Source organism: uncultured Adlercreutzia sp. (assembly GCA_910585575.1).
GTDB lineage: Bacteria > Actinomycetota > Coriobacteriia > Coriobacteriales > Eggerthellaceae > Adlercreutzia.
In genome coordinates this window covers 1-11,388 of the sequence record CAJUFS010000077.1, presented here as the reverse complement: position 1 = coordinate 11,388, position 11,388 = coordinate 1, and the positions used below count along the sequence as shown (strand labels likewise).

General features: G+C 60.8%; 8 protein-coding genes. 3 read left to right on the top strand and 5 right to left on the bottom strand.

What is annotated here, in order from left to right:
* The 3 genes from QZ307_RS09495 to QZ307_RS09485 all read right to left on the bottom strand — a co-directional run.
* Positions 1–1,275: MFS transporter (locus QZ307_RS09495; protein ID WP_295999195.1), on the bottom strand; the 1,275-nt coding region annotated here is incomplete at its 3' end.
* Positions 1,276–1,395: 120 nt separating this feature from the next.
* Positions 1,396–4,347 carry a response regulator gene (locus QZ307_RS09490; protein WP_295999192.1) on the bottom strand — a complete coding sequence of 984 codons (2,952 nt, stop codon included), beginning with the start codon at positions 4,345–4,347 and terminating at the stop codon, positions 1,396–1,398.
* Positions 4,348–4,629: 282 nt separating this feature from the next.
* The gene (locus QZ307_RS09485; RefSeq protein ID WP_295999189.1) at positions 4,630–5,529 is read right to left on the bottom strand and encodes a LysR family transcriptional regulator; all 900 of its coding nucleotides are present in this window, start codon (positions 5,527–5,529) and stop codon (positions 4,630–4,632) included.
* Between the two features lie 157 nt (positions 5,530–5,686).
* Here QZ307_RS09485 and QZ307_RS09480 point away from each other — a divergent pair, with 157 nt between their 5' ends.
* The 3 genes from QZ307_RS09480 (at position 5,687) to QZ307_RS09470 (ending at position 9,758) form a co-directional block, all read left to right on the top strand.
* Complete coding sequence (locus QZ307_RS09480) at positions 5,687–8,362, top strand: molybdopterin-dependent oxidoreductase (RefSeq protein ID WP_295999186.1); 2,676 nt, start codon at positions 5,687–5,689, stop codon at positions 8,360–8,362.
* A gap of 14 nt (positions 8,363–8,376) precedes the next feature.
* Positions 8,377–8,961 (top strand): 4Fe-4S dicluster domain-containing protein, encoded by a 585-nt coding sequence (locus tag QZ307_RS09475; protein WP_295999181.1) that lies wholly within the window; start codon positions 8,377–8,379, stop codon positions 8,959–8,961.
* Positions 8,962–9,041: 80 nt separating this feature from the next.
* Positions 9,042–9,758: a molecular chaperone gene (locus QZ307_RS09470; RefSeq protein ID WP_295999178.1), complete on the top strand. Its 717-nt coding sequence runs from the start codon at positions 9,042–9,044 to the stop codon at positions 9,756–9,758.
* An 88-nt stretch (positions 9,759–9,846) separates the two neighbouring features.
* Here the strand turns inward: QZ307_RS09470 and QZ307_RS09465 are convergent, their stop codons facing one another.
* Both QZ307_RS09465 and QZ307_RS09460 read right to left on the bottom strand, forming a co-directional pair.
* Complete coding sequence (locus QZ307_RS09465; RefSeq protein WP_295999176.1) at positions 9,847–10,569, bottom strand: 5'-methylthioadenosine/adenosylhomocysteine nucleosidase; 723 nt, start codon at positions 10,567–10,569, stop codon at positions 9,847–9,849.
* Positions 10,570–10,576: 7 nt separating this feature from the next.
* On the bottom strand, positions 10,577–11,071 hold the full coding sequence (locus QZ307_RS09460) for an S-ribosylhomocysteine lyase (RefSeq protein ID WP_295999173.1): 495 nt from the start codon (positions 11,069–11,071) through the stop codon (positions 10,577–10,579).
* Between the last annotated feature and the right edge of the window lie 317 nt (positions 11,072–11,388).

Below are 11,388 nucleotides of genomic sequence, written 5' to 3'. Positions count from 1 at the left end.
GGTGCCCAGGGTGGAACCGATTTGCCGGTAGAAGTTGTTGCCGGCCGTGGCGGTGCCCACCATGGCGTGGGGAAACTCGTTCTGCACGATAAGCACGAGAATTTGCGAGCCCGTGCCCAGCCCGAAGCCCACCACGAAGAAGAACGCCATGATAAGCCAGGCGGGCGAAGCGGCGCTCAGCGTCGTCATCAGGAAGAAGCCGCCGGCGGTGACCGCGCCCATGGCGATGGGCATCCACTTCACCCGCCCGGTGCGGCTGGCGATGAAGCCGGTGGCGGTGGTGGTGATGAGGGTGCCCGCCATCATGGGAATCATCATGAGGCCGGCGATTTCCGGCGTCTCGTGGTCGACGATCTGCAGGTAGGTGGGCATATAGTTCACCATGCCGTCGAAGCAGCCGTAGATGAGCATGCCGCACAGGGTGCACAGCGTGAAGTTGCGGTTCTTCCACAGCGACAGCGGCAGCACCGGGGAGGTGGCGCGCTTCTCGGCCACGATGAAGGCGGCGAAGCACGCTGCGGCCAGGCCGAAGAGCCCCAGAATCTGCCAGGAGAGCCAGGGGTAGGTGTCGCCGCCCCACGAGCAGGCGAGCACGAGGGCCACCACGAAAGTGCTCGAGAACACGATGCCCCACACGTCGGTCTTCTCGCCGGCGCGGCGGTGGGCGTCGCGTGGGATGAAGATGCCGGTGACGATCATGGCGATAATGGCCAGCGGAATGGTGAACCAGAAGATCATGCGCCAGCCCGTCACCTGCACGAACCAGCCGCCGAGCACGGGCCCCAGCACGTTGGACACGGCGAACACCGCGCCGATGGCCCCCATGTACTTGCCGCGGGCGCGCGCCGACACCACGTCGGCGAGAATGGCCTGGGAGAGAATGACCAGCCCGCCGCCGCCCACGCCCGACACCGCGCGGCCGAGGATGAGGCCGGCCATATTCGGCGTGATGCCGCAGATGAACTTGCCGGCGCCGTAGAGCCCCAGTGCGGCTACCAGCAGGTGCTTGCGGCCGATGCGGTCGCCCATGCGCCCGTAGAACGGCATGACCACGGTGGACGCCAGAATGTAGGTGGTCGATACCCACTGCATGATTTCCACGCCGCCCAAATCGCCCACAATGGTGGGCAGGGCCGTAGAGGCGATGGTCTCGGAAAGCGAGCTGACGAACATGCCGATGGCCAGCCCGAGGAATACCGCCAGCAGGCGCCAGCCGTGGAGGCCCCCCTCGTCGCGGGACGCAGGGGCGGCCGAGGTATGTTGCTGCTTGCTCATAGGATCCATGGTAGACCCGTTGCCGCAGGTGAAACAGAAAGGTGGCAACGAACGTCAGAAGTCCGTTGCCACCTTGTTGGCGAAGGGGAGCGGGGCGCCCCCGCCTTGGGCGCGCGCCCCCTACTTCATCCACTTCTGGAGCATGCGCACCAGCGTCTCAATTTCCAGCGGCTTCGACATATGGTCGTTCATGCCCGAGGCGTGGGCGTGGCGGATGTCCTCGGCGAAGGCGTCGGCGGAAAGCGCCACAATGGGAATGTCGCCCAAATCGGGGCGGCCGCCCGCCTCGGCGCGGATGGCCGTGGCGGCCTCGTAGCCGTTCATCACCGGCATCTGAATGTCCATGAGCACGATGTCGTAGTAGCCTGGGTCGCGCTCGAGCAGCATATCCAGCGCCAGCTTGCCGTTCTCGGCGTGCTCCACCTCGGCGCCGGTCATGCCGATAAGCTCCTCGGCGATGGCGGCGGCCATCATGTTGTCCTCGGTCAGCAGCACGCGGCGCCCCTCGTAGGTGAGCCCCTCGAGCATGGCCTTCTCGTCGATGATCGTCTTCACCTCGCCGGTGAGCAGCTCCTTCATCACCTGCACGAGGCGGCTGCGGAACAGCGGCTTGGAAATGAACGCATCCACGCCCACCTCGCGCGCTTCCTGCTCGATCATGGACCAGTCGTAGGCCGACAGGATGATGATGGGCACGTTCTCGCCAGTGACCTCGCGAATGCGCTTGGCCGCCTCCAGGCCGCTCATTTCGGGCATGCGCCAGTCCAGGATAACGGCGCGGAAGGGGTCCTGGCTCGTGTCGGCGGTGACCACGGCGTCGATGCCCGCCTGACCCGACAGCTCGTAGGCCGAGCGCATGCCGATGTCGTCCAGCAGGATGCAGGCGCCCTCGCAGGCCACCGGGTCGTCGTCCACCACCAGCACGCGGATGCCCTCAAGATCCGACAGGTCCTCGCGCTCGCCGTCGCGCAGCTTCAGGTGCACCACCACAGTGAAGGTGGTGCCCTCGCCCTCCACGGAGGCCACGTCGATGCTGCCGCTCATCAGCGTGACCACGCTCTTCACGATGGCCATGCCCAGGCCCGTGCCCTCCACCTTGGTGGTGCGGGAGTCGTTGGCGCGGGTGAACGGGTCGAACACCGTTTTCAGGAACTCGGGGCTCATGCCGCAGCCCGTGTCGCTGAACACGAACTCGTAGCAGCCGCTGCCGGGAATGCGGCTTTGCAGCTCGGTGATGCGCAGGCCGATGGTGCCGCCCTCGGGAGTGAACTTGATGGAGTTGCCCATGATGTTCACGAACACCTGCTGCAGGCGCGTGGGGTCGCCGATGACGTGCTCGTGCTTGATGTCCACCAGCTGCACGTCCAGGATCTGGCCCTTCGCCGCAATCTGCGGGTTCATGATGGTGATGAGGTTCTCGATGGACTCGGGCAGGTCGAAGGGCTCTTCGGACAGGCCGATGGTGCCCGACTCGATCTTCGCCATGTCCAGCACTTCGTTGATGAGGCCCAGCAGGTGCTTGCTGGCCGAGGTGATGTTGCCCAGGCACTCGCGCACGCGCTCCGGATCGTTCACGTGCATGCCGGCAATGGCGGTAAGGCCCATGATGGAGTTCATGGGGGTGCGAATGTCGTGGGACATGGAGTTCAGGAAGTCGCTCTTGGCTTGAGAGGCGTGCTCGGCAGCCTGGAACGCGTCCTCCAGGGCCTGGCGTGAGGCAATCTCCTGCTCCTTCGCGTCGGTGACGTCCTGTACCGTGACCAGCACATCGGTGGGCTCGCCGGCGGCGTTGCGAGCCAGGCTCAAGGTGGATACCTGGTGCCAGCGCACCTCGCCGCCATGGTTCACCTTCCAGTCTTGCTGGATGAAGGGCGTGCCCGGGGCCAGGGCCGCCTTCACGGCTTCGGTGTCCAGGAGCACCAGCTGGTTGTCCTCGGCGTCGGAGGCGCTGACGTTCTTCAGGTAGGTGCACAGCTGGTCGTAGGTGCCGCGGGAGGGCAGCAGCTCCTGGTTGTCCTCGTTTTTCAGGTACTCGTAGGTGCCGTGGACCAAGTCCACGGAAACCAGACTGTTGAACAGGTTGGTGGAAGCGTCGATGATGCGCGTGGCTTCCTGGCGCTCCAGCAGAAGCTCGATGTTCTTGCGGCGCGCCTGGGCCATGAGCACGCCCACCACCACGGCGGCGGCAATCAGCACGCCGGCAATGACAATGGTGCCGGAAATATTGGCCTTGGAGATCATGCCGTTGGTGATGGAGGCGGGGAAGGAGCGTACCAGCACCCAGTCGTAGGAGGGCAGCTTCATCATGTAGGTGTTGCCCACGCCCTCGGGGGTGCGGTAGGTGAAGCTGGCCGTGTTGCCGCTGGCAATGTCGCTGTCCAGGTCGCTCAAGGTGATGCCGTCCAGCTCGTGAGAGGAGAATACCTCGTCGATGTTGGTGGGCTCGTCCTCTGTGGCGGGCGCCTGGGAGATGATGGTGCCGTCGGGCAGGCACAGGTAGGTGGGGGTGGAGTCACCGTAGAACTGCGTCGTCATCAGCTCGGTGAGCGTGTCCTCGCGATACACCGACACCATGACGCCGGCCACCTGGTCCTCGTAATGCACCGGGGCGAAGAAGGCGACGACGTTCTGGCCGTCGAAGATGGCGTTGTCGATGAAGCACATGCCGCTCTCGCCGGCAATGCCCGCGGTGTAGTAGTAGCGGTCGAAGGCCTCGGCGGTGCGGCCGTCGCGGTTGTAGGCAATGCCGTCGGGGGTGATGAAGAAGGTGTGGTCGAACTGCGAAAGATCGAGGACGTTCACCGCCTCTTCAGGATCGACGGTGCCGTTGGTCAGCGTGCTCTCGTAGATGCTGGCCGCCGTTTGCACCGTGCGCAGCGAGGTGGTGAAGACGTCGTCCACCCGACGGGCCGTCTGGCCGCTGGAGCTTTCCAGGTATTGGCTGTTCTGGGCCACAATGCGATCGGTGTTCGCATTGGTGAACAGGAACAGCGAGCCGATCAGTACGGCGACGGCTACCAGAGCGGCGATGATAAGGTTGCGCGTTTGGCGCCGAGTTTCGGCACTGCTCATTGGTCAGTCCCCCTATCCGGATAACGGTCGTTTGCTACGGCCCTGAAGGAGAAAACCTGCAGGTCGAACGGTATTGCTGCCATTATATAGTGCGCAGCGCAAAAATTGTTTGGAATTCGTAAACTACCGCCGTCAAAGCGAGAAAAGAAAGCCCCGCGTCTCGATGGAGTGGCCAAGGGGCGCACCCAGGGCCGAACGCCGAAACGCGGGGCTTTGCGAGCAGAGAGAGAAAAGTTTGCCTCAGAAGATCGGTGAGCGCGAAGCACGTCCGACTGCTTTGGTCTAGGATCGACAGAAATCTTGAATAAGGTTCTCGAGGGATTTGGTTGCTGTTTGGGGATCGTAGACGAGCATCATGCTGTGGGTGATGGGTTGTCCGTCGATGGTTGTTTGGTAGGCGAGCATGGGATTTCGCTTACAAAGGGCAACGGTTGAGGGGATGGTGCCGACGACAAGATGATTGTCAATGTCGCCCTCCCAGGTCTCGTTATTCGGGGTATCGTCAAGTATGCAGAGGGTCGTTTCGGGTCCGAGCATATCGCAAATTGCTGTTTTCCAGGGGCCGAGCGCGAACTGTTTGTGCTCGGCGATGGTTGCGCTTGCAACGCTTCCTCGAGTTAGCTCGTGCAGGGCGATAGGGTTTTCTTTGGAGAAAAACACGGCAAAGTGCTCTACGCCGTGCGTCTGGCATAGCAGCCCGTGCCTGGCGGCCTCTTTACGTATTTCGGGTACGTCGTAGATGGCGATTAAGTCCACCTCGCCGTTGATCAAGGGGGCCAGAACCGGGCGCTTGAGGTCGTAGTCGATAAATTCGGCGGAAAGAGCGGGGTTCATCTTGGCGACTTGTTCTTGGAGTTGCTGACGATAATCGTAGAGAGGGTTGGCAACGATTTTTAGAACGTCGCGTTTCTCGTCGATCTCGGAGTTTGCCACTCGGGCGCACTGCTCGATGCTGTCGTTAAGGATGTCGATTGCCTTAGTTGCATCCCAATAGAATATGGCGCCCGCCTGAGTAAGCCCATTGCCATTGGAGCGGTCGATGAGTTCAAAGCCTAATTCATTTTCAAGCGATCGGATGTGATTGCTGAGCGTGGGTTGAGTGATGAAAAGCTTCTCGGCAGCACGATGGAAGTTGTTAACTTGCGCTAGGAGGAGGAACTCCTCGAGGTGTTTCAGTTCCATGTCGTCCTCCTGGATGCGATAAGAAATCTTAATTGGCGATCAATGGGGCAAGTATAGGGAAAAATCTCTGAATTGCGCAACCGTTTATTTGCGCAGAGGGGAAGCGATGGGGCCTTGATAATGCCTCTTGTCTGTTCAGTCAGAAGAGGAGGTTTGCATGGATGGGTTTCTGAAAAATATCGGCGAAGCGGCGGTTGATCGACGAACGCTGCTTGGGTCTATCGCGGCTGTTTCCGCCTCGGTCTCCTTAGCCGGGTGCGCACCCAGTCTGCAGCAGACGGCTGATGAAGTGCCGCTTGCTTCTACGGAAGAGCAAGGAACGTGGATATCTTGCGAGTGCAACAACAAAGGTTGCGGCGGCGGCCCTTGTGTGAACAAGGTCTATGTGGTGGATGGCGTTCCCCTGCGCCAGAAGACCGATGATACTCATGAGGATAGCCCCGAGTATCCGCAGCGTCGCGGCTGCGCGCGTGGGCGATCGATGAGGCATAACGTACTCGGCCCCCATCGTCTGAAATATCCCATGAAACGCAAGGGGTGGAGTCCGGATAATCCGAATGGCGAGAAGCGCGGCGTGGACGAGTGGGAGCGCATTTCCTGGGACGAGGCGCTTGACTATGTGGCCGAGGAGTTGCGCAAGCTTTACGAAAACTACGGCCCTCGCTCGATGCTGCATGCGGGCTACGGCGGGGCGAATGAGTCGTATCATCTGCTTAACGCCCTCGGCGGTTTCTGCTACATCCAGGATACGGCTTCGTGCGGCTCTTTCGCGCTGGGGCCGCTGACGATCGGCACAGGTTTCACCTACAATGCCGGCAGTGCGTTTGGCGGCATGACGGTGAATGACCGTCGCGATCTGCTCAACTCCGAAACTATCGTGTTGTATGGCTGCAATCCCTCATGGGCAGCGGCCGGCAACCCTACTTATTGGTATATGCAGGCGAAGAATGCTGGTGCCGAGATTATCTACGTTGGCCCTGACTACAATGTGACGGCTTCTACGCTGCAGGCCCGCTGGATTCGCGTTCGTCCTGGCACCGACTGCGCCTTCTTGCTCGCGGTGGCGTACGTCATGCTGACCAACGACGACCCAGAGGCAAATCCGATTATCGATTGGGACTATATCGACCGCTGCACCATCGGCTTCTACGATGGCAACATGCCCGAAAACGCAACCATCGACGAGAACTTTGCAGATTACGTCATGGGCAAATACGATGGAATCCCGAAAACGCCGGAATGGGCGACAGAGATCTGCGGAACGCCGGTTGAGGACATCGAATGGTATGCGAACACCATTCGCAAGGACCGCAAGGTTTCGATTCACTTCAGCTATGCCGCTGGGCGCACGAACGACTCGGAAGATTTCCACCAGCTTCTTATGACCATTGGTGCTATGGGCGGCCATTACGGCAAGTCCGGCCACTCGTGCGGCCTGGGCGCCTACCTGCTCATGGCCGGCAATGAGGGCCCCTATCTCATTAATGGGGGTGGAACCAAGGCGGACGGATCGCCCATTTCCACCTTCACGCCCAACCCTATTGACGAGGCTATTCCTGCTCACAATATCTGGCAGTCGGTTTTAGATGGCAAGTACCACTATTGCGGCAACACGGCTTCGTCTGCCGGAACGTTGGACACGCTCGTTCCGGGTGAATGGCGAGATATAGATATCCATATGGTTTGGTATGACTTCCATGGCGCAGAGAAGCTGCCGGATGTGGGCACCCAGGTTGAGGTGCTGCGAAAAGTCGATTTCGTCGTGACCATTGATTATGTGTTCTCCACGGCAGCGAAGTACTCCGACATCATCCTTCCCGTGCCCAGCAAGTGGGAGCGCTATGTGGGCGCAAGCGGCGGTGACCGCGAGTGCTTCAAGGTTCCCTCGCGCGTCATGGAGCCAATGTACGAGACGCGTCTCGATCAGGATATCGTGAAGGATCTCATGACTCGTCTTGGCATCGATCCGATGGCGTATTTCCCGTGCGATGAAAAGGAGCGCTACTTCTACACCCTCGCCGGCGCGACGATTCTCGAGCCCGACGGAGTAACAGTGTCGCCTCTCGTGACCATCACCAAGGAAGATGCTGCTGCGTGGGGCGCCGAGTGGCCCGAGCAAGAGGGGAAGATCGGCTTGCAGGAGCTTATAGACAAAGGCTCATATCAGGTCGAGCTGTCCGACGACGACAATTACGGCTACATCGGCTACGCAGAGTTCCGCGAGGATCCCGAAAACAACCCCCGTCAGTCGGAGAGCGGCAAGCAAGAGGTGTACTGCCAGGTAAAGGCAGACAAGTTCAATGCGATCGGGTTCATGGATCGCGTAATCAAGCCCTATCCGACGTACTATCCAGCCCACAGCGGCTACGAAAGTTCGTTCGCCGATTGGGAGACCAAGACGAAGGGGGAGTATCCGTTCCAGATGTTCACCCCCCATTACATCGGTCGTTGCCATAACGATCTGACGCAGATGAAGCAAGTGCGCGAGGCGTTTATCAGCCCGGGCTTCATTAACGCCCAGGATGCCGAAGAGAAGGGTATTAAAGACGGCGATACCGTTCTGTTCTACAACGATAACGGCAAGGTCTTGCGCATCGCCAGCGTTTCGAACTGCATCATGCCGGGATGTGTGTCGTTGCCCCATGGCGGATGGGTCGACTTCGACGAAGAAAGCGGGATTGATCGCGGCGGCAACGAGAATGTGCTCATAGGTCACTCACGCGGCACTTTCCCGCTGACGGGCTACAACACCACGCTCATCAATTTCGAAAAATACGACGGAGAGCCCCTTGCTCCCTACCATGAGCTTACCGTCACCACCCCCGAAGTGTAGAGGAGGAATTTCCCATGGCTAAGTACGGCTTTTATTTCGACAACGCCTCGTGCTGTGGCTGCCGGTCGTGCCAGGTTGCCTGCAAGGATAAGAATGATCTGGACATTGGCGTCTTGTTCCGTCGGGTGGTCACCTATGAGACGGGCGTGTATCCCACGGCCGACCGTTTCCACCATTCAGCTGCATGCAACCACTGCTCGAGCCCGGCCTGTGTGGCAAATTGCCCGACGGGGGCCATGTATATCGATGACGCTGACGGCGGCACGGTGCAGCACAATGACGATGAGTGCATCGGGTGCCAGTCATGTGTGAAGAGCTGCCCCTACTCGGTTCCAACGTTCATCGAGGAGGCGGGCATCGCGCGCAAGTGCGACGCCTGCATCGGTTTGCGCCAGGCGGGGGAGAAGCCTGCCTGTGTGGCCACGTGCTGGACGCGTGCTCTGGATTTCGGTGACGTTGAGGAGCTTGAGGCGAAGTACGGCAGCGGCTTGGTGCGCGAGCTGCCCTTTATTCCAGAGGCTTCCCATACCGAGCCTTCGACTCTCATTCGATCCCGTGAAAGCGCGTTGAACGGGGAGCCCGTCGAGAAGAGCCTGTAGGCAAGGCATTCATCGCGGGTCTAGCTGCAAGTTAGATGGCGGCGCTCTACGGGCGTCGCCATGTTTCTAGGAGGTTTTTCATGAGCAAGGTGAAAAGGGAGGACGTCGAGTTGCTTCTGTCTACCCGAGAAGCCCTGTATGCACTGTTTCACCGTGCATTGGGCTGCGAGCCCAATGATGCGCTTATCCAAGTGCTGACAGCGGAGGAGAGCAGGGTCTTGCTTTCCGTTGTCCCTGAGAGTGAGGCAGGATGCGGTGCGCTCAAGAATTACCTGACGGAACTCGATAAGCTTGCCGAGCGTTACGCCGTATCTCCGTCAGAGGCGTTGAGCGCCATGAGAGACGACTATACGGCGCTTTTTCTGGGCCCCGGAAGACTGGAGGCTCCTCCGAGCGAATCGTACTATCGCGACAGCGAGGGGTCGTTTCTCTCTAAGCATACGCTATCGGTGCGGCGGGCGTATGCGCGCTGGGGCTTTGGCACGGATGAGCGTGCGGTAGAACCAGACGATACGCTCACCTATGAGTTGGATTTCATGCACGCTCTGGCTGAGAAGAGTCTTGCTTCTTGGCGTGATGGAGGGTTTGATGCAGAGCTGCATGACGCCCAGGTTTGCTTCATGGGCGAGCATCTGCTGCGTTGGTTGGGTCTTTATGCTGAGGACATGAGAACTTGCAGCAGGCCAGGCGTCTATCAGCAACTGGCTCAGATGCTGTGGATGTTCGTCAATTGGGACATGCGCATGTTGGAATCCCTGCTCCTCGAGTACGAAGAGCACACTCCTTGCGTGGCTTAGAATTTCTGTCTGAGGCCCGGTAGCGCGCCTATGCTTGCCGCCCTCCCTTCCTAGAGGCGAGTATAGGCACGCTACCGGGCCTCGTGGTTTAGCGATGGTCGGTAGCGTGTGCCGGGGCGGCCAGGAGAGCTATGATGGCCTGGGTCAGGGCAGCGCAATCGCGGGCCGCTTGGGCCTCGAAGACGGGGTAGTCCACCGCCACCGATCCGTCGGCCTTGTCCGAGATGGCGCGCACAATGGCGAAGGGGAGGCGGTTTACCGCGCACACCTGGGCGATGGCGGCGCCCTCCATCTCGCAGCAGCGGGCGCTGAAGGTCCGGGCGATGAAGGCCTTGTCTTCCTCGTCGCGCACGAACTTGTCGGCCGAGGCAATGGGTCCGCGGTGGGCGCGCACGTCTCCGGCTTGAGCCGCGGCGACGGCAGCGTCAGCCAGCGCGGGGTCGGCGGCAAAGACCGTTTGCTCCATGCCCGGGGTCTGGCCCGGGGCATAGCCCAGGTTCTGCACGTCCATGGCCCAGTTCACCACGTCGGTGGCCACTACCACATCGCCAATGTCGATGGAGGCGTCCAAGGAGCCTGCCACGCCGGTGTTGATAACGCAATCCACGGCGAAGTGGTCGATGAGCGCCTGGGTGCAGGCGGCAGCGTTGACCATGCCCACTCCGCACTGGACCACCACGCAGGGCACACCGTCCAGCTGCCCGCGTGTGAACAAGCGTCCCGCTACCGTGGTGTTCGCAGGATCGACAAGGGCGGCGCGCAAGAGCTCAACCTCGACGTCCATGGCGCCGATGATGCCGTATACCGTCATGACGCGTCTAGCTCAGCAGGGCGGGATAGGTGGTGTGGGCCTCGTCGAGTTGACTGAGGGTGTCGGCCACGTAGCGACGGGCCCACCACTGGGCCTGGGCCAGGTCGGAATCGTGGTAGTTGCCGCACTCCTCGGGCTTGGCGCCGGGAATCTCGCCCTCGAAGTCGCGAGCGAACTCGAACAGGCGTGTGACCAGCGGGGCCACGTCTTCGGGCGTGTGCTCGCCGAAGACCACCAGGTAGAAGCCCGTGCGGCAGCCCATGGGGCCGAAATAGATGACGTCGTCGGCCCATTCGGCGTCGTTGCGCAGGAAGGTGGCCCCCAAATGCTCCAGGGCATGCACGGCGGCGGTGTCCATCACCGGTTCGCGATTCGGCGCGGTCATGCGCAAATCGAAAGTGGTGGTCACGCAGCCAGTGGCACGGTCCGCGTCGCTACGTGATACGTACACGCCGGGCTCCAGAACATTGTGGTCCACGCAAAAGCTGGCAATACGCTCCATGGGCGCCTCCTTGGGCTCGATCGTTTGACGGCCCCAGTATACAACGGAACAGAAAAGCCCGCGCCCTCGCCCCCAGAAGAAGGAGGCGGGGCGAGGGCGCGGGGCGCTTCCGAGGGTCAGTCCTGTTTTGGTAACCATCCAGGAGCGATCGTGCCGCGTGCCGCTGTCGCTGTCGGGTTTTGCTCTATGGTCAAAGCAGTCAACGAACAGGAGGCACCTATGCTTCAGAAGGAACTGGACGGCAAGCGCGTGGTAGTGGCCTTGGGCGGCAATGCCCTGGGCGACACGCCGGAGGAGCAGCTGAAGCTGCTCGATGG